The organism is Ignavibacteria bacterium, assembly GCA_017302895.1.
Lineage (GTDB): Bacteria > Bacteroidota > Ignavibacteria > Ignavibacteriales > Ignavibacteriaceae > UTCHB3.
Window position 1 is genome coordinate 1842798 of the sequence record JAFLBV010000001.1, and the last position, 20375, is coordinate 1863172.

At 41.5% G+C, this 20375-nt stretch carries 16 protein-coding genes and 1 tRNA gene; 12 read left to right on the forward strand and 5 right to left on the reverse strand.

Annotated features, from left to right (window positions below; genetic code table 11):
- Positions 1-55: 55 nt before the first annotated feature.
- Positions 56-460 (reverse strand): hypothetical protein, encoded by a 405-nt coding sequence (locus J0L60_07470; GenBank protein MBN8545958.1) that lies wholly within the window; start codon positions 458-460, stop codon positions 56-58.
- A gap of 174 nt (positions 461-634) precedes the next feature.
- Here J0L60_07470 and J0L60_07475 point away from each other — a divergent pair, with 174 nt between their 5' ends.
- From J0L60_07475 to J0L60_07505, 7 genes are all read left to right on the forward strand, one after another.
- Positions 635-2389, forward strand: coding sequence for a M14 family metallopeptidase (locus tag J0L60_07475; protein ID MBN8545959.1), 1755 nt, complete (start codon positions 635-637; stop codon positions 2387-2389).
- A complete protein-coding gene (locus J0L60_07480; protein MBN8545960.1) occupies positions 2386-3093 on the forward strand; it encodes a M15 family metallopeptidase in 708 nt (235 codons plus the stop codon). The genes J0L60_07475 and J0L60_07480 overlap by 4 nt, the downstream gene beginning before the upstream one ends.
- 176 nt (positions 3094-3269) lie before the next feature.
- Positions 3270-3342, forward strand: a tRNA-Met gene (locus J0L60_07485).
- Positions 3343-3625: 283 nt separating this feature from the next.
- A complete protein-coding gene (locus J0L60_07490; protein ID MBN8545961.1) occupies positions 3626-4474 on the forward strand; it encodes a UbiA family prenyltransferase in 849 nt (282 codons plus the stop codon).
- A 45-nt stretch (positions 4475-4519) separates the two neighbouring features.
- The gene (locus tag J0L60_07495) at positions 4520-5182 is read left to right on the forward strand and encodes a DUF2461 domain-containing protein (protein ID MBN8545962.1); all 663 of its coding nucleotides are present in this window, start codon (positions 4520-4522) and stop codon (positions 5180-5182) included.
- Between the two features lie 200 nt (positions 5183-5382).
- Positions 5383-6345, forward strand: a complete 963-nt coding sequence (locus J0L60_07500; protein ID MBN8545963.1) for an NAD(P)-dependent alcohol dehydrogenase — start codon at positions 5383-5385, stop codon at positions 6343-6345.
- A 390-nt stretch (positions 6346-6735) separates the two neighbouring features.
- Positions 6736-6948 (forward strand): TM2 domain-containing protein, encoded by a 213-nt coding sequence (locus J0L60_07505; protein MBN8545964.1) that lies wholly within the window; start codon positions 6736-6738, stop codon positions 6946-6948.
- 59 nt (positions 6949-7007) lie between these two features.
- Here J0L60_07505 and J0L60_07510 read toward each other — a convergent pair whose 3' ends face one another.
- On the reverse strand, positions 7008-8648 hold the full coding sequence (locus J0L60_07510) for a PAS domain S-box protein (protein MBN8545965.1): 1641 nt from the start codon (positions 8646-8648) through the stop codon (positions 7008-7010).
- Positions 8649-8963: 315 nt separating this feature from the next.
- Here J0L60_07510 and J0L60_07515 point away from each other — a divergent pair, with 315 nt between their 5' ends.
- The 3 genes from J0L60_07515 (at position 8964) to J0L60_07525 (ending at position 13090) form a co-directional block, all read left to right on the forward strand.
- Positions 8964-10166, forward strand: a complete 1203-nt coding sequence (locus J0L60_07515) for a histidine kinase (protein ID MBN8545966.1) — start codon at positions 8964-8966, stop codon at positions 10164-10166.
- Positions 10167-10268: 102 nt separating this feature from the next.
- Positions 10269-12560: a PAS domain S-box protein gene (locus J0L60_07520; GenBank protein ID MBN8545967.1), complete on the forward strand. Its 2292-nt coding sequence runs from the start codon at positions 10269-10271 to the stop codon at positions 12558-12560.
- A gap of 56 nt (positions 12561-12616) precedes the next feature.
- A complete protein-coding gene (locus J0L60_07525) occupies positions 12617-13090 on the forward strand; it encodes a hypothetical protein (GenBank protein ID MBN8545968.1) in 474 nt (157 codons plus the stop codon).
- Here J0L60_07525 and J0L60_07530 read toward each other — a convergent pair.
- The 3 genes from J0L60_07530 to crcB all read right to left on the reverse strand — a co-directional run bounded on the left by J0L60_07530 (position 13082) and on the right by crcB (position 17152).
- Entirely contained in the window at positions 13082-14395 is a 1314-nt protein-coding gene (locus tag J0L60_07530) for a serine hydrolase (protein MBN8545969.1), read from the reverse strand. The two genes, J0L60_07525 and J0L60_07530, sit on opposite strands and share 9 nt — an antisense overlap.
- Positions 14396-14459: 64 nt before the next feature.
- Positions 14460-16691, reverse strand: coding sequence for a glycoside hydrolase family 3 C-terminal domain-containing protein (locus J0L60_07535; GenBank protein MBN8545970.1), 2232 nt, complete (start codon positions 16689-16691; stop codon positions 14460-14462).
- Positions 16692-16777: 86 nt separating this feature from the next.
- On the reverse strand, positions 16778-17152 hold the full coding sequence (gene crcB, locus J0L60_07540; GenBank protein MBN8545971.1) for a fluoride efflux transporter CrcB: 375 nt from the start codon (positions 17150-17152) through the stop codon (positions 16778-16780).
- A gap of 76 nt (positions 17153-17228) precedes the next feature.
- Between crcB and J0L60_07545 the strand changes: the two genes are divergently transcribed.
- On the forward strand, positions 17229-18971 hold the full coding sequence (locus tag J0L60_07545; GenBank protein MBN8545972.1) for an ATP-binding protein: 1743 nt from the start codon (positions 17229-17231) through the stop codon (positions 18969-18971).
- A 119-nt stretch (positions 18972-19090) separates the two neighbouring features.
- Positions 19091-20335 (forward strand): T9SS type A sorting domain-containing protein, encoded by a 1245-nt coding sequence (locus tag J0L60_07550; protein ID MBN8545973.1) that lies wholly within the window; start codon positions 19091-19093, stop codon positions 20333-20335.
- The last annotated feature ends 40 nt before the right edge of the window (positions 20336-20375 follow it).

The window sequence follows — 20375 nt, forward strand, 5'->3', positions numbered from 1 at the left end:
CAATATTCATTTAAACTGTTTTAAGGTTCTAAAATTCACGAAAGTGTGAATCAGTTCATGCAGAAGCCGATACTTTCGATGATATCTCTTTTTGCTTAAGATTTGTAAAATTCGTGAGGATTTCTGAAAACCTGTGATTCGAAATCCCGTTCATTTCTGCTGTTTTTTTTAGCCAGTCCACTTCGGGTCCGGAAAGGTCGTTATCGGAGAATGCAAGATTTAGCGCCTCATCGATAAACACTTCTGTAATCGCAGCAGAACTAAACATAAGCGGATTATCGCTTATATTCTCATTGATCATTAAATTTTTGATTACTTCTTCATAGAAATCTTTGCTGAATCCAAGTTTTGTGGCAACATTTCTAATAATATCTTTTTCCTGGTCTATTAAACTGTTGTCGATTCTAGCGACAATTAACAGTCCCTTTAAGTAATTGCTTTTGTCAAGTTGTGTAAGCATGTTTCGATCTCCCATCGCCGAATAATCGGGAAAAACTGTTGTTCAACTTACTTAAATAAGGAATAAAATTCAAGGGAATTCGGAAAACTTCATCAATTCTGCTGCCTGATTATTCAATTCATTTAATTAAATTATCCAACTGATTTATTTAAAATTAACCAGGAATCACCGAAATTGCCAAAATATTTCTCAAAAATCATCTCACTGCTTTTGATTCTCTCCTCAACGATGTTTTCCCAAGCTGACTGGAAGACTGAATTTGAAAAATCTGACTTTAAAGCCACCTCGACTTCTGAAGAGACGGACAGGTTTTTCACCCGGCTCGCCACAATAAGTGATGCAGTAAGGTATGAAACCATCGGCACTTCACCCCAGGGAAGGGAAATAAAAGTTTTTATCGTTTCAAAGGACAAGGCTTTTACCCCAGAGGTTGCAAAGAAAACGGGCAAACCTGTGCTTCTCATACTGAATGGTATCCACTCCGGTGAGATAGAGGGAAAAGATGCTTCGATGTTGTTTCTTCGTGAAATGCTGATTGAGGGAAAACACAAGGATGTATTCGAAAATGTGATTTTACTCGTCATCCCGATATTTAGTGTTGACGGGCATGAGAGAAGTTCTGCCTACAATAGAATCAATCAGAACGGTCCGACGAATATGGGCTGGCGAACGACTGCTCAAAATATAAATCTGAATCGTGACTGGATGAAAGCTGATGCACCGGAGATGCGTGCAATGTTGGGATTGTTCTCGACATGGATGCCCGATTTCATGATCGATAATCATACGACCGACGGTGCTGACTATCAATATACTGTTACCTACGGACTCGAACGCCATGGTAATATTGCACCAAATCTGGCAAAGCTTTCAGAAAAAGTATTCCTCCCATTTCTTATTGAAAATGTTGAGGCTGCTGGCTGGCTCGTAGCTCCGTATGTTTACTTCAAGGACAATAATGTTGAGAAGGGGATGCTCGACTGGGCTTCAACTCCCAGATTTTCGGGTGGATATACAGCCGCACAAAACAGGATTTCGCTGTTGGTTGAAACTCATATGATGAAACCATACAAGGACCGTGTTTTCGCCACGAAGTCGGTTCTGGAAACGACTGCAAAATTTCTTGTTCTGAATGGCAAAATAATCAGGGAAGAGAATAACAAAGCCGACAATAACATGAAACAGTTCATCGGAAAAGGTGCGAAATGGCTTCCAATTAAGTTTTCTACAAAAGAAACGGCCGGCAGCAGCATTTTATTCAAAGGAATTGAAGCTGTTCATGAAACGAGTGCGGTCTCCGGCACTGAAAAAATCGTTTATACTGGCAAAAAATTTGAAAAGGAAATTCCCGTTTTTGATAATGTGATCGCCTCTGATTCGATGGAGGTTCCGTCGGGCTACATAATACCGGCCGAGTATTCATCACTTGTTTCAATAATGGAGCTTCACGGGATAAAAGTGGAGAAACTTGAAGCACCAAAAAAATTCCTGGTTGAGCGACTAAAATTCAAAGACTTCACATTTGCTAAAACTCCCTATGAAGGACGATTCAGAGTGACTTCCGGTTATGATGTTTCCAAAATAAAGGAAGTGGTTCCGTCAGGCGCGTTTTTTGTCTCCTGCGACCAAAGGGCACTTAAAGTTATCAACCTGCTGCTCGAACCCCGTTCTGAAGATTCCTTTCTGTCATGGGGATTTTTCAATCAGATTTTTGAGATGAAGGAATATTTCGAAGATTATGTGATGGAAAAAGTGGCACTTGAAATGCTCGCAGCCAACCCCGCCTTAAAAAAGGAATTTGAGGAAAAAATTGCTAATGATGAAAAATTTAGAAATGACCCCGATGCAAGACTTTCGTTTTTTTATAAAAAGTCACCTTATTTTGATAAAAACTACTGTGTATATCCAATTTTAAGGGTAGTCGAATGAAAAGATGCAATATTTCTTTCAAATGGTTCCTTCCTGCATTCCTGTTACTTTCAGGTCTTGCATTTTCACAACCGGAAGTGCCCGTAAATGAATTTGGATTAAAGGTTGTCGATTCCAAATCCCTTTATTTGGCTCAGGTTTCCAATAATGTTGAGAATACATTGCTCAACCTTGAAGGATTTATACCAAATCTTCGCAAAGATGTGAAGTACGCAACCACGGATAATGTCACAAAACAGGTGCTTTACACTACTCCGGGAGTATTTTTGAGGAAACCTGCTGCCGAGGCATTAAAAAAAACTGCAGAAGAACTTGCATTGAACGGTATCGGGCTTGTTGTTTATGATGCATATAGACCCTACAGCATCACGAAAAAGATTTGGGAGTTTGTTCTCAATGAAGATTTTGCAGCGAGTCCTAAAACAGGAAGTCGTCACAACAGGGGGTGTGCGATTGATATCGGTCTGTATGACATAACGAACGGTGAACTGCTTGATATGCCTACCATTTTCGATGATTTTACGGAAAAGGCGAGTCACAAGTATATGAAAATATCACCTCAGCAAAGGATAAATCGTGCACTTTTGAGGACAGTTATGGAAAAACACGGTTTCAAGGCTCTCGAAAGTGAATGGTGGCATTATGATTATTCAAGCTGGAAAAGTTTTGACCTGATGGATATCAGTTTTGAGGATCTGAAATAGGGGAAACGGATTAGGACTGTTATTTATTTGGTGGATTGAGAAATAATGCTTATATTTGAAGTCTAAATTATAACAGTTACGATACGGGAAATATAAATAAGATTTTTGATCGCGGGGTGGAGTCCCGATAAATCGGGAGTAGCTCGTCGGTCTGAAATCACAAAAAAGTTTTTGATCGCGGGGTGGAGCAATTGGTAGCTCGTCGGGCTCATAACCCGAAGGTTGTCGGTTCAAGTCCGGCCCCCGCTACAAGAAAAAAAGCCTGAGAAGAAATTCTCGGGCTTTTTTGTTTTAAATAGTCTTCGGTTATTTCTGTCGCTGAGCAGTTGATTATTAAGTAATTGTATTTTGTCGGGCTCATAATTCGCCGCGGCGAATTGTCGGCTGAAAGTTCGCTATGGCGAATTCAAGTCCGGCCCCCGCTACAAGAAAAAAAGCCTGAGAAGAAATTCTCGGGCTTTTTTGTTTTAAATACTCTTCGGTTATTTTTGAGAATGATGATTTATTTTTTCTTCACAGTCTCACTCATCCGATGAACCGGATTAAAGGAAGTCTTACCCTGATAAGACCTGACCTCTCTATTGCTGCAGGTATCTGTGTTGTTACAGGTCAATTTCTTGCACTTGGGGCTCCTGCTACACTTTTCCAAACAATTGCCGGGTTTTTCGCAGTCGCACTGATCTCCGGTGCCATACTGGCCATCAACGACTATTTCGATGTCGAGTCAGACATCATTAATGCTCCTCACCGCCCAATTCCTTCAGGAATGATCTCAAAATCAGAAGCTCTGATTCTTTTTATCATATTGCTGTCTGTTGGATTGTTCCTAAGTTACCTCTTGAATATCGTTGCATTCACGGCAGGAATTGTTCTGGCAATTACAGGTTTTTTATACAACTGGAGACTGAAGCGAACGGGACTCCCCGGAAATCTTATGGTAAGCTTTTCAGTTGGGATGACTTTTATATTTGGCGGGATTTCTGTCGGTCTTCCATTTGAAAAAACAGTACTGTTTTTTGGTCTGCTGGCTGCCACGCTGGATTTGGGAGAGGAAATCTCTGCCGATGCCATGGATTTGGAAGGAGATAAAAAGATAGATTCCAAATCTCTCGCAATCAAACTTGGACGAACCCGGGCATTAAAGATCAGCAGCTACATATTTGGTTTTGTTATACTTCTGACAGTTATCCCGTTTGTTTTGGGCTGGTTTCGGCTTCCGTATCTGATTCCTTTTCTCGTTATGGATGGGGTAATAATCCTTTCCGTCTTCAGGCTTCTTCACTCAAAAGGTGACGAGGGGAGGAACTACATTAAATGGATTTACCGGAGTTCGACAGGGGCAATTCTTGCATTTCTGATCATGAGACTTGCAGGATTATAGAACATTTTTGGTTTCAATTTCAATTGAGTTTTCGAGGTAAAAGTAATGAATAACAATGATATAATCGCTTTTTTGAAAGACCTTTCGGCGAATAATTCAAAAGAGTGGATGGACAAAGAGAGGAACAGATACATTGCAGTCAGAGATTTCTGGTTTGATCAGGTGGCTGATATGCTCGAAAGACTCTCGATCTACGATGAGCGACTGCACGGGATTCAACCCAAGGATACAGTCCACAGAATCTTCAACAACCGGAGATTTCAACCCGACAAACCGGTGTACAAGGACAATTTCACTTTCACACCTTACTTAAAGGTTGCTCCAGCATCATTTCATCTCTCCATCAGTCCCCGCAGGTCATTTGTTGGTGGGGGACTCTACCGTCCGCCTGCTGACCTGCTCGCAAATGTTAGAAGATTTGTAGCACAAAACGGCAGGGAGCTTCAAGAAATAGTAACTGAAAGCCGTTTTGTTAATTTCTATGGAGGTCTCGACTCAAGTGAAGAAACTCTCAGGACTGCTCCCAAAGGATTCCCAAAAGATCATGAATACATCGAATTTCTTAAAATGAAAAGTTTTATTTCGCTTAAAACGCTTTCAATTAATGAGGTTACATCCGGTGGTTTGATCGATCTGGTTGAAGAATCATTTCTATCGATAAAACCCCTTATCGATTATCTGAATGAAGCATTAGAGATGAGGTCATAAACAGAACCGTCTGAAAGGTCATTCATCCGTTCAAACTATTTATAACAGAGACTCTTTAGATAGTTGTAACTTCGCAAGATTAAATCGTAATTTATTTTACTTCTAATAAAATTTGTTCAGTCAGAACTTTTATTGTTTCGAACGAAAAGATTATCTCCTTTAATAAGTCATCATTTTAATTCACCATCCTCAGGAAATTCATGCGAACAGTAATTTACTCTAACTATGGTCCCCCCTCGGTACTTAAACTCAAGGAACAGGAAAAACCCGCCCCCAAGGACAACGAGATTTTAGTAAAGATAATGGCTACAACGGTTGCTACGGCTGACATTAGAATCAGAAAAGCCGACCCGTGGGTAGCCAGATTAGTGTATGGTCTGACTTCTCCAAAAAAGCAAATCCTGGGTATTGAGTTTGCAGGGATTGTTGAGGAGACTGGTAAAAATGTCACTCTGTTCAAAAAAGATGACGAGATTTTCGGTTCAGCAGGATTTGATTTTGGTACTTACGCTGAATACCGCTGCTTCCCTGAAAATGGGGTGATATCTCATAAACCAAAAAATATTTCATTTGAAGAGGCTGCAACCATTCCGTTTGGTGGACTTACCAGTCTTTACTTCCTGCAAAACGGGAATGTAAAAAAGGGTGATAAAGTATTAATTCATGGTGCATCGGGGAGTCTTGGCGCAGCGGCAGTTCAAATAGCGAACGATTTGGGTGCAGAAGTGACGGCTGTCTGCAGTGGCTCCAATGCTGAACTGGTCAGATCGCTGGGGGCCCACTTCACAGTGGATTATACAAAAGAGGATTTTACGAAGAACGGTAAAAAATATGATGTCATTTATTGCACCGTTGGGAAAAGCCCTTTTAAGGGATGTGTTAAATCATTAAAAGATGGCGGGCGATATTTGCGTGCAGTTCATCATAATCCGGTGGATTTTTTCAAGGGATTGTGGACGAATCTAACAACAAAGGTGAAAGTGACAGGGGGTATCGTCAAAGAGACAAGGGAGAACCTAAACCTGCTTGCATCAAAGATAGAAAAAGGGAAGTACCGCGCTGTTATCGATAGAATTTATCCACTGGAGGAAACTGCAGCCGCCCATGAATATGTGGAAAAGGGACACAAAAAAGGGAATGTTGTTATCAAAATTTATGAGTGATGAGGAACATTACTCCCTCCGTTTACTTTAATAAAAAATGGTTATTAAAAAATAATATATTTTTCAAAATTTTATTTGGTAGTAATGTGAAAAAAACCTAATTTCGACCGTTACTTTAATAATAGTTTTCTTCGACTCAGGTCCAAAAACTCTCCCAATTATATCTATCTCTGATATAACAAAAAAATACACAATTTGCTGACGGCACAACGAGCGACAATCGTCACTCATCATTTTTGCCTGCCGACGGGATGTATTGTCTGAAATTACCGGAATTGTTTATTGATTTCAAGACAATTTTTTTTAATATACTGTGGAGCCCAGAAACCACATTAAAAAACGGGGCGTCACCGAAAAGCCTGACGAGTAGGAGAAACAAAAGGTATAATTATGACAGAACAGAAACCAGTTCAATCAAAGGTAACCATGATCCTCGTTTGTCTATTTCTCGGAGGACTTGGTATTCATCGTCTTATGATGGGCTATTCCAACTGGTGGTTGCAGTTAATCACACTTGGTGGTTGCGGTATTTGGTCACTGATAGATCTTATTCAGATTATCACTGGCAGCATGAAAATGGCTGACGGTAGAGACCTCGTATAATTTAAGGGGCTGGAATTTATTTCCAGCCCGTTTTTTTAGCTTCAGGTTATTATTTCGGGTTAATGGCCGGTTGATCTCTTTAGAGTGAACGAGAATTTACTCCCCACTCCAGCCTTGCTCTCGACTCTAATAGTTCCGCCATTTTTTTCAACGAATTCCTTACAGAGCAGCAGTCCCAAGCCTGTTCCTGATTCACCGTCAGTTCCTTTTGAACCGGTTTTCTCACCCGGTTGGAAAAGTTTTGCCACACTTTCACTGTCCATTCCAACTCCCTTATCTCTGACTGAGACTTCAACCATTTTATCATCCAGCGCCTCGATGTCAAAACTGATATATCCACCTCTTTTTGAGAATTTGATCGCATTCGTAAGCAGGTTCAAAACGACGGAATTTATCATGTTTCTATCAGCCATTACATTCACAGACTCAGTAAATTTGTTGACGATCTGAACCTCCTTTTGTGATGCTCTTTCTGCCAAAGATTCGATATTACTGTCAATAATGTAGTTTAGACTGAATACAGTTTGGTCGAAAGGTATTGAACCCTTTTGCATTTGAGACCATTCGAGAAGATTTTTAAGGAGCTCGAATATATTTTGAGCATTGTTGTGGACACTTTTGCTGAATTTGAGAAGCACATCCTTCTCCATTTCCGCTGCGTCATCAGCAAGTATCTCGGTCAATCCCAACAATCCAAGAAACGGACTTCTAAGATCATGGGCTATAATCGAGAAAAACTTGTCTTTCTCTTTCACAAACCGTTCGAGTTCGGCATTTTTGTTATTGAGGTCATCTTCCCATCTTTTTCTTTCTGTGATGTCCTGAAATGTGGTGGCAAAACCGTTCGAATGGGTTTTGTATACAGAAATTGAAAAGTACTTATTCAGAGGGGGATACGAGGTTTCAAAAACAAGTGATTCACCAGTTTCAACTGTTTTAGTATAAATATCAATAAATGGAGGGTCGGCGACGCCATATGCCTCCCGGCTCGTTTTATTCAGGATGTTTTCCTTATTCAAACCGAGTATTCTCTCGAAAGAGGAATTTACATCGATAATCTTGTAATCGTAAGGTGTAGAAGATTCATCATAAATCAATTCGTGCAGGGCAGAACCCTCGATCATATTGTTGAACAGTGACCTGAATTTTTCTTCGCTTGAAATGAGCGCGGACTCAACCTTCTTTTGCTCTGTAATATCAATCATAATGCCGTTCCAGTATGAATCACCGTTTGGCAAGATGGTGGGAATTGACTCAATTCGTGCCCATTTCATTTCGCCATCGATTTCGGATCGTCCTTCCCAGCGGAATGGTTTGTGTGTGAGCCAGGCTTGTCTGTTTGCTTCGTCGAGTGAAGGGCGGTCATCCGGGTGAACTTTGTCCAGAACAACAGCAGGATTCGCAAGAAGTTCTTCCTTTGTTACGCGAAGCATCTGGCAGTATTTGCTGCTCCCGTAGACAAAACTCATTTCACCGGCGGCAGTAATAAGGAATATATAGATTCCTGCAGGAATACGGTGCAGTATTTCAGAATACTCGGCAGTAGTGATATATTTATTCACTTCCCGATCTGTTATATCTGATAAACCGGCCTCACCGGATCTGATTTTCCGGGTGGCTTTTAACCTGTCGACCTCTTCCTTAAGTCCAGTGATCAGTTCGATCAGGTCATTTTTAGACATGTCATTATAATCTACCATCTAAGTGATCTCCTGACTGACGAATGAGAGGATGTCTTCATTTTTTTATTGATTGTGAACTCAACATGAACAGAGTACTGATTAATTTTATAAACAGAACGAAAAATACAAAAATATTTCTCAAAAAGAAAGGGGCTTTGGATTTTTGTATAATGATGACAGCATCAGTTCGATAAACAAAAAAATCAGTGTTTGTTTCTTTCTGTAATTTACTATTTTAGGACTGGAAAGTTGGCAAACTTTAAAAAATTCCCAAATTTTTGACTGATACTGCTGCTTCGTTTTCCATTTTTTAAACTAAAAACTGCTACATTGATGATAAAACCTGAAATGCATCCCCGTGAAGCGGAAAGACTAAAAGAACTTGAAGAGTTCTCAATTCTTGATACGATGCCCGAGGTGGAATATGATGATATAACCGAACTTGCATCGTTCATCTGCGGAACTCCAATTTCTCTTGTTAATCTGATAGATTCAAACAGGCAGTGGTTCAAATCCCATTTTGGGATTCCATTCACCGAAGCACCCAGGGAACTCGGGATGTGCTCCCATGCGATTAATCATCCCGGATCAATTTTTATTGTTCCTGATGCAAGGCTGGATGAAAGGTTTCATGACAACCCAAATGTACTGGCAAATCCACCAATCCTCTTCTACGCAGGAGTACCATTGGTTACAGCGAGCGGGCTGCCAATGGGGACGCTTTGCGTTATTGATCACGAACCAAGAATAATAAGTGAGCAGAATGTAAGAGCTCTGAAAATTCTTGCAAATCAAGTGGTCAAATTATTTGAACTTAGGAAAAACAAAAAAGTACTCGACTTAACGATCGACAATTTGGAAGAAAGAAATTCCGAACTCGAGAAATTCGCATTCGTAGCGGCTCACGATATAAAATCACCTCTTGGGAGCATGTCGGCACTCTCACAGATGTTACTGGAGGAATACAGTGAAAAAGTGGATAATGAAGCCAAAGAGATGTTGCAAGCCATACGATGGTCGGCAGACAAACTGCGAAGTCTTGTTGATGGCATTCTCGAACACAGCAGATCTCAGGGGTTCATCAAACTGTCGAAGGAAAATCTATACCTCGACAACCTCCTCAAAGAGACGCTAGCTCTTATACCCGGAGCAAAAGGGATTGAACTTATTCTTCCCGAACCGGGCTCGGTAATACTGGTAAACAAGACGGGATTGCAGCAGGTCTTGCTGAATTTGATCTCGAATGGAATAAAATATAATGACAGCAACCGGGTTCAGATTGAAATCGGGTTCAGTCAGTCAGAAAGATATTATCACTTTTTTATCAAGGATAACGGGAGAGGTATTTCTCCTCAGTTTAAAGATAAAATCTTTGAGATTTTTACGGTTTTATCAACTCGCGACCGCTTTGGGGGAAGAGGGAACGGTATAGGACTTGCCACAGTGAAAAAGCTCTTGGAAGGGATGGGTGGCGATATTGCCGTGGATTCAGAACCCGGTAGAGGGACCCGATTCGATTTTACGATTTCCAAATAAATGACAAAAGGAGTACTATTTTTAACCGGGTCTTTGTCGTTTTGTAGAATTTAGATAAGTTACTTTGTGTTGTGAGAATATTTTGAATCGAGAGAAAATACAATGTCTGTCGTTGAATTAAAATCTGAATCTGAAAAAAGAGTGAAGATGCTCGAGGAACTGCTTGAACGAATTAGTGACGGAGTCGTTGCTTTCGACGAACACTTCAATTATATATATGTAAATGATCATGCCAGCCTGATGCTGGGCCGGGAGCCCAAATATCTTGTCGGGAAAAATTATTGGGAGGAGTACCCCGAGGCAAAAGGAACAAGGTTCGCAAGTGCATATGTGGAGTCCTTTCAAACACAAAAGCCGATTTTCATCGAAGAATATTATCCCCCATGGGACAGATGGTTTGCCAACAGAATATACCCCTCACCCAATGGGATTTCGATAATTTTTCAGGAGATAACAGAGCAGAAAATCTCGGAAAGACTCCTGATGGAGAGCGAACTTAAGTATCGGCGGATAACAGAAAACATTTCCGAGATGATTTGGACCTCGGACCTTGACAGGAATCTTACTTTCGTAAGTCCGTCTGTGGAAAAGATTTTTGGATATACGACATCAGAGTTTTTACAGCTTCAGCAGGAGAAGATTTTTACCCCGGATTCACTTAAGAAAATAGGGGATATCGTCCGTGAGCAAACGAAACTTATCGAATCAGGCCAATCAACAGGAGATAAATTATGGTGTCATGAACTGGGCGCGTTCCGAAAAGACGGATCGCTGTTCTGGGTTCTTTCAAAGTCTAAATTTATGTTTGATGATGACGGAGTTGTAAGCGGGTATTTCGGCGTCGTTACAGACATAACACAGTTAAAAAATGCCGAATTTGAGATTAAAGAAAAAGAGCAGCTTTCGAGACTGATAATGGAGAATCTCCCAATCGGACTTTCAGTCAACTCGGTTTTTCCTGATGTGAAATTTCATTTTATGAACGATTTATTCACAAAATATTATTGCACTACCAGGGAGGAATTAACAGATCCTGATGCATTTTGGGATGCAGTTTACGAGGATCCTGAATTCAGAGCAGACATAAAAAAAAGAGTTTTGGAGGATATTGCTTCCGGTGAACAATCGAGGATGCGATGGGAGAATGTTCCGATTTCAAGAGGCGGAGAGGTAATCAGGTATATTACAGCTACGAGCATTCCTCTGCCTGAATCTAATTTACTGATTTCCACTATCGTGGATGTAACAGAGGAAGTTCTTGCCGGACTTGCACTGAAGGAGAGTGAGGAGAGATACAAAAATATTTTGAATGTTGCTCCGGTTGGTATCATTGTTCAGCAGTGGGGAAATATTGTCTATCTTAATCCCTCTGCTCTTCATTTGTTGGGTGCCATTTCCTACTATCAGTTGCTTGGAAAAGAAATTGAGGGGTTTATTCACCCCGACTTCAGAACACAATCCCATGAAAGATCTGACCGGCTGATCCAGGGTGGAGTAGAACATTATCCGATTGAGGAAGTGTATCTAAGAATTGACGGTTCCGAGATTGATGTGGAAATCATTGAGACCCCTGTTTCATTCAATGAGATGCCGGCAATTCAGATGATCATTACCGATATTACCGAAAAGAAGCAGACTCGTGAAGAGCTTCTTAGGCTTAATACTGAACTGGAAAAAAGAGTTGAGGAGAGAACCGAACAGCTCCTCGCTGCCAATAAGGAACTGGAGGCATTCAGTTACTCAGTCTCACATGATTTACGGGCACCACTTCGGGCAGTCAATGGATTCACATCAATGCTTGAAGAGGATTATGGTGACAGGCTGGACGAAGAGGGAAGAAGGATTTGCTCGATTATCAAAGAGAATTCCACAAAGATGGGGCAACTGATTGACGACCTCCTTAGTTTCTCCCGACTCGCAAGAAAAGACATAAACAGGTCACCCATCGACATGAATGCTTTATTTGATGCAACCTTTATGGAGATTACAACTGAGTCAAATCGTGATAAAATAACATTTAATAAGTATGAACTGGAAAAATGTTACGGCGATGCCACGATGATTCGGCAGGTCGTTTACAACCTCATATCGAATGCTGTGAAATTTTCTTCCAAGGTATCCAGACCCGAAATAACTGTATCGTGTAAATCTGTAGCAAATAAAGTATTTTATTCCATCTCTGATAATGGAGCAGGATTCGACATGAAATATAAAGACAAACTTTTTGGAGTGTTTCAGCGGCTTCACGGGATGAATCAATTTGAAGGGACTGGTGTAGGATTGGCAATTGTTCAAAGGATTGTTATGAAACACGGTGGAACTGTGGAAGCTGAGGGAGAGGTCGATAAAGGTGCCACCTTCAGGTTTTCACTTCCATCAACCGAAGAACACTGAAAGATGATTGTAAACTCGTGATAACAGGATTTAATTAACGATTTAGTGAGCTCAAAATGATTGCGAACATTATCGGTATTACCGGAACGCTATGCGGCACTATCGGAATATTTTTCGGATTTTACTTCTTTACCTCGAACGATGCCGTTTTGGCACTTAAAACCGTTGCTGTCACCACCGTTGGAATTGTCGGTATACTCGCTTTTGTACGGCATGTAATTTTTCACAAGGCAGATGCAAAAAGGATGGGCTGGGAAACCGACCGCCCTGACTGGATGTTCGAAGTGGGTTTTGCAAATCTTGCATTTGGAATTGCGGGATTTGTCGCGGTATTTCCCGACCGGGGGATGGTGGCGCAGGCAGTCGTAATCCTTGGGTATGCTCTCTACCTTTTGCAGGCAAGTATCCTTCACGGATACCGTTTCCTCACTTCTGAAAATAAATCTATTGGCAGACTGGTTCGTTTTTCTCTGTCGACACTTCTCTATGCAATCATGATGTCCTATTTCGCATTTCAAGTGCTATTGTGATAATTTCACAAATTTAAAGGTGTTCGTACCTTTTTCAGAGACAATAACACCAAACCAGACTCCATCTGACAGATATGAGATATCGAGTGAACCGTTGTAGAAAGACCGCATAACCTTCTCACCTGTCACTGAGTAGATATTTACCTCTGCAGGTTCCGTCAACTCATTCAATCCATTGATGAAAAGTGTGCTGCCAGCCGGAACCGGGAAAATCATCGTTTCTTCTTTTTTTACAAATGAAGTTTCCTTAATTGATGTGGCAGGGTTAACCACCACTTTCAGTCTCTTCCAAATGTCGTTATTATAAAAAGTTGGCACTTCAACCCCTGAACCGGGAGCGTCTCCCATCCTGATCATTACCAGGTTCTCACCGGGTACCACATTAACCAGTTGTCCGTTTTTCCCTATTGCGGCAAACATGTTTTCAGGGGCATCCGGAGCAAAACCACCCGGAAAAACAAACTGAGACTGAGGTAACATATACGACTCTTTTCCATTCAGCCACCAGAGATAACCGTAGGAGAGGTTAAGGTTTTGTGAAGTATTTACCATATCCCTGTAATATGCTGTATCTGTAATCACCGCTGTTGAGTTCCATTTCCCCTTGTTGAGCATAAGCAGACCAAATCGTGCCATGCTTCTTGCGTTGCTGTAGAAAACATTGTTATACCCGTTTTTCAGATAGAGTCCGTTAATACCTGTGGAAGGACGGAGTTTTTGTTGTAAAAACTGGTTCATGTTTAGTCCGGTAGCACTCTCGATCACATTGTCAAGGAGAGTGTAGGGGGCGTTGTGATATGCCCACCGGTTGCCGCGTTCAGCTTTGTAAATGAGACATGCAGGAAGTGTACAGTAGGGGTCGGACACTCCGTCATCAAGTCCTGTGGTCATTGTCAACTGATGGATTATTTTTATCCTGCCTTCCTGTGAAGGAATAAGGGAGGTCCAGCCGGGAGAAAGGTATTTGGAAGTGGAGTCATAGAGATTAATTTTCCCTTCCTGTTTAGCAATTCCGACCAGGACTGCGGTTAATGATTTTCCCGCGGAAGCCCAATACCATACACTGTCTTTCGTGAACGAACCAAAATATTTTTCGATGGCAATCTTCCCGTCCTTTAATACTAAAAATGCTTTTGTATTGGTGGATGAGAGGAAGGAGTACAAAGAGTCGGTTTTTGTTACATCCCAGCCAAGAGATGAAGGGGACACTGTTTCCCAGTCACTCCCGGTGAGAGGCGGAAAATAGAGATTCTGTGCCTGAGATATCCCAAGCAACAGAATCTGAAGAAGAATTAATATTCGCAAAGTTATTCCTTTTTTTTCTGACTCATAGACAATGTTCAAAAAAAAGAAGTTTAACCATCTGTTTTTATTTTACCAGTTTCAGTTCTGCTGAAAGTCTGATATCGGCTGAAGATGCTCCGATCATGATGTCGAACATGCCAGGCTCAGCCACCCAATCGAGTTTTTCATTATAAAAAGAAAGCTTTTCCTTATCGACGATAAAACTTACCTTTTTGGATTCACCGGGTTTCAGATAAATTTTTGCGAAGTCCTTTAATTCTTTGACGGGCCTCACGAGTGAAGCCACCCTGTCGCGAATGTAAAACTGGACAATTTCTTCACCCGCGATGTCGCCAGTGTTTGTCACCATGCATGTGAATTCAACTTTACCATCCGCTTTCATCTCAACTTTTGAAGTATTTAATCCATCATATTTAAATGTAGTGTAGCTAAGGCCGTATCCAAAAGGGTACTCAGGGCTTTGTTTTAAGTCTGTGTACCCCGTTCTGAAATCCTTCGACGGGATGTCGGTCATGGAGGGTCTGCCGGTATTGAAGTGATCATAATAGATTGGTACCTGACCCACACTTCTCGGGAATGAGACTGTCAGTTTGGCAGATGGATTATACGCACCATAAAGCACATCTGCAATTGCGTTTCCGGCTTCACTTCCCAAAAACCATGTGTAAAGAATTGCATTAGCTTTTTTCGCTATTTTATCAAAAACGAGGGGTCGTCCTGCATTAATTAGTACCACCACCGGTTTGCCCAATGCAAAAATTGCCTCTGCGAGTTCTTCCTGAACTCCGGGAATTGTGATATCAGATCTGCTTTGTGCCTCTCCGCTCATATCCCGACTCTCTCCGAGAGTAAGAATCACAACATCAGCTTTCTTTGCTGTTTCGATGGCTTCCTGAAAACCCTTTTTATCAAGCGATTTTACGCCACAACCTTCAGCATGCAGGACATTTCCTTTTCCGAGAAGATTTTCGAGTCCCTCAAATTGTGAGACTACATCGCTGTTGTCATCCCAGCCGACAGACCATCCGCCGAGCATGTCGGTTTCAGATTTAGCGAGGGGTCCTATCAAGGCAACCTTTTTATTCTTCGAAAGGGGGAGTGTTTTATTTTCGTTTTTCATTAGAACGATGCTTTTCTTAGCCATATCCCTTGCTGCTTTTCTGTTTTCCGGGTCAGAAAGTGCTTTGATTTCTCTTTCCTCGTTCGTAAAACGATAGGGATCATCAAACAAACCGAGTTCAAATTTTTTCCTAAGGATTCTCCTCACAGCATCGTCAACAATTGTAATAGGCACATCCCCGTTTTTGACCAGCTCTGCAAGGTGATCTCTGTAGGAGTAGGTTTCCATGTCCATATCATTTCCGGCGAGTATTGCTTTTTTCGCTGCGTCGTATTTGTCGAGAGCATAGCCATGCGGGATCATTTCGCCGATTGAATTCCAGTCACTTACGACAAAGCCGTTAAATCCCCACTCACCCTTAAGGATTTTTCTCTGCAGAAAAGCACTGCCCGTAGCGGGAACTCCGTTTAAATCGTTAAAGCTGTTCATAAAGGTGGCGGCACCTGCATCTGAGGCAGCCTTGAAAGGAGGAAGGTAGGTCTGTCGAAGAGTTCTTTCACTCATATCTGTTGAATTGTAATCCCGTCCTCCGACCGCTGCTCCGTAAGCTGCAAAATGCTTCACACACGCCATCACAGCGTCGAGACTTCCGAGACCTTTTCCCTGAAATCCGATCACTCTTGCCGCGGCTATAAGGGAACCAAGGTATGTGTCCTCGCCTGCACCTTCCATTATTCTGCCCCATCTCGGATCTCTCGCAATATCCACCATCGGAGCGAAGGTCCAGTTGATCCCGCTCGAAGCGGCCTCGTAAGCAGCAACTCTCGCCGCTTTTTGAATGGCAGCAAGATCCCAACTCATCGACTCTGCCAAAGGAATGGGGAAAGTGGTTTTGTAGCCATGAATAACATCAAGTCCGAAGAGGAGTGGTATTTTAAGTCTTGACTGCATTGCCAGTTCCTGAAGAGCACGAATTTTTTTAGCTCCGAGAATATTCAATATGGCACCCATTTTTCCGGCTTTAATGTCGTCCAGTTTGTTTCCTTCAGGTGAGGCAGGACCTGTATTCCATGAAAGACTCACCTGATGCAACTGCCCGGCTTTTTCTTCGAGGGTCATTATGGAAAGGAGGGAATCAATCTTTTTCTCTATAACAGGATTTTGGGAATGTATTGGACTGTATAATATTATAGCAATTAAAATTGCGATACAGAATTTTGAGATATTTGTGTTCATAGAACTTTTCCGGTAGATATTCTGAAAGTAAATTTATTTAAAGTCAGTGTATTTTGTTGCATGCATTGATCCGCCCGAATTAAACATTACTGCTCCTGTGAAAAAATTACAAATGCAAGAAAAGTTGCTGCCAGGCAGATTATAAGAGACATACCAATATTCAGTCCGGCAAGAGTATATTCGGAATTTCGCAAGAGATTGAAGGTTTCCAATGAGAAAGTGGAAAAAGTAGTGAATCCACCACAGAACCCTACTGTGAGGAAAAGTCTCAAATCCTGAGAAATTAAACCCCTGTCGCTTAGTCCGAAGATTGTGACACCGATAATAAAACTTCCCGCAAAATTCACCATCATCGTCCCGAAGGGAAAAGTTGCCGGTAAAAAGTTGTTAACCACATTCGAAAGCCAGTAGCGGAGCACTCCACCAAGCACAGAACCAAGCGCGACTAAAAGATATGACATAGAAATTAGAGAGTTATTTAATCAGTAAATTTAATGAAACAATTTCGTAGATTGAGAATTATTTTAATTCAAATATATGCAATTTAATTTCTATATAGCCCTTCTTTTTATCGCATTTTTACTTTCTTTGTTACTTTCGATTGCTGTTTTTCGGAGGAAAGGGACAGTCAGAGGAGGGAACCACTTCTTTTTAATGATTGTCGCTGTTTCCATCTGGTGTTTCGGTGGAACATTCGAACAGGCAGTCACGACTGTAGAAGCGAAAACATTCTGGTCGGTCTTCACTTATCTTGCAATTCCGTTAATCCCTTTTGCATTCTTGTCATTTGTTCTTCGATTCACCCAATCTTCGGGCTTTCATATAAAATTGACCAAAATACTGTTTTATATTTTCCCGGCGACAGCCTTCATTGCAGCAGCAACCAACGGTTATCACAAACTTCTTTGGCCCACAGTTACACTTTCAAATGGAGCGGCAGGTATCACCGCTGATTACGGGCATGGTCTGTTTTTCTACATCGTGGTATTGGTTACATACTCTGCAGTAGGAGCAACAATTCTTCATCTTCTAAGGGGGATATGGTCTTTCTCGGGTGTTTTCAGAAAGCAACTTATACTCCTGCTTATTGCACAGCTTTTACCAATTTCGGTAAATGCGGTTTATGTTTTTTATGGTGAGTATATCGGATATATCGATCCAACACCGGTAGCGTTCGCCGTTACAGGGATGTTAATTTCAACAGCAATCTTCAAGTACTCATTTCTCGATCTTATTCCTGTCGCCCGAAATATTTTGTTCGATAATCTGAATGAAGGGATTATTGTACTTGACAGTGAAGGAAGAATAATCGATGTGAACAAGACCTTCCTTAAATACACCGGGAAAACTGCTTTGATGGGTGGAAAACCTTCGGTACTCTTTTCCAATATTCCCGAACTTGCCGAGACTTGTGACAAAAAAGAGATATCTAAGATTGATTTCATTTATGATGGAATGAATTTCAGTGCCACATCTATTGATATCTCAGATCAGGATGGAAATTCCCAGGGGAGATTAATCAGTGTTTCGGATGTTACAGATCTTAAAATGAGTGAAGCTGTATTGACTCGTAACAGAAATGAGCTGAAGGAACTTAATTCCGCAAAAGACAAACTCCTTTCGATAATTGCTCACGACTTAAAAAATCCATTTTTCGGTATAATTGGTCTTTCCGACATTGTAATCGAAGACTATGCAGAGCTTCCGGATGATGAAAAACTGAAGTTGCTGAAAGAAATAAATCAGACCGCAAAAGAAACATTCAAGACTCTCGAAAATCTGCTCGAATGGTCGAGACAGCAGACAGGTGCCCTTGCTTTCTCACCGGTAAAATTCGACCTGAGCGAACTTATTATGAAAACGGTGGAAGCCTACCGCTCTCAGGCAACTCTGAAAAAACTTAATCTCGAAATTGAGGTACCGCATTCGCTGGAAGTGTTCGCTGATACCAACATGATAAAAACTGTGCTCCGAAACCTGATAACAAATGCTGTCAAGTTCACCGCCCCTGGTGGAAAAATAACCATTTCTTCGGAAATTTCTTCCGGTATGGCAGTTGTTTCTGTAATTGATGATGGTGTGGGTATTGCAGAAGAAGACATAAAAAAACTTTTCAGGATCGACGAATCGATCAAAACCACAGGTACTCTTGGTGAAAAGGGGACAGGTCTCGGGTTGATTTTATGCCACGATTTTATTTTACAGAACGGCGGCACAATCGAGGCACGCAGAAATCCCGAAAAGGGAACAACATTTTACTTCTCGCTTCCTCTTTCCTGACAACATAATCCTCAAAAATAATAACCATTTATCATTATAATCCACCAAAAACCAATTCCCGGTTTAATTTCAACTGTTTGGATGTGTAATTGGGTTACACAATTTTGGAATTTATGACTATGAAACGCATTTATGTTCTTACAACTTTTCTGATGCTTTCCTCTTTGGGAGCAACTTTCGGCCAATGGCTGAAAGTCGAGCCGGTATCACCCGGATCGGTCTATTCCCTCTGGTCCTCCGGCGATACACTTTTTGCCGGGGGCGACAGTCTTCTGTTCTACTCATTCGACTCCGGTAACACATGGGGAAATTCGTCAAAGGTGCCGGATGTTGAATACGGAATTAATGCGATTTTACCGGTCAATGGCGGAATATACATTGGTACCTCATTAAAAGGAGTCTATTTCTCTTCAAATCTTGGCAATTCGTGGGAAGAAAGATCTGCCGGATTAACAGGATTGGGAGCAAAAGAGATCAGTGATTTCGCTGTCAGGGATGATTATGTTTATGTCTCCACGATAGGAGGCGGCATTTACAGAAACTCACTCACCAATCCCGGAGAATGGGTTCTTTTTTCTGACGGAATACCCTGGAATACCGGCTGGACGGTCTATTGTTTAAAAAACATCGACGGTGATCTTTATGCAGGCGGGGGTGTGAACGGTTTTTACTATGTCAACCGGAAAAATACCTCAAACTGGGTTGAAATTTCTTTCGACTGGTTCAATGGTGAAGCCAACGGGATACTCGCGTTCGGGAAGAGCGGCAGCAAAATAGTAGCATCTGCACATCAGGGAGTCTATACTTCCACCGATAGCGGATTGACATGGACAAAACACAGCTTTGGGATCGGGCTCGTTGAAAGCAGCGAAATTTCCGTAAAAGGGAACACTATAGTTATTGCACTCTCAAAGGCAGCAAGATATTATATCTACTACTCGAATGACAATGGCGTTACCTGGTGGAGAAATGATATGCAGTCGGGATCTCTTGCCTATTCGATGAATATCAGCGGAGGAAAAATCTGGGCCGGCAGGCTGGATGGACTCTATTATAAACCCGATACGATTACAGGAATTGGTGATGATATCGAGACACCTGATGCGTTTTCTCTTTCACAAAACTATCCAAATCCGTTTAATCCATCGACTAAAATAAATTTCAGTCTCGACGCAGGTGGACAAATCACACTTAAAGTTTACAATGTTATCGGGAAAGAAGTGGCGACACTTGTTGACGGGTACACTAAAGCCGGGAATCATTCTGTATCATTCAGGGCTGATGACCTGCCATCAGGCGTGTATCTCTATAAACTGGTCACACCGTCGGGAACAAAAACGGGTAAAATGACACTTCTGAAATAAATTTGGGAAGCTGCCTGAAATCAAAATCTCAGGCAGCATC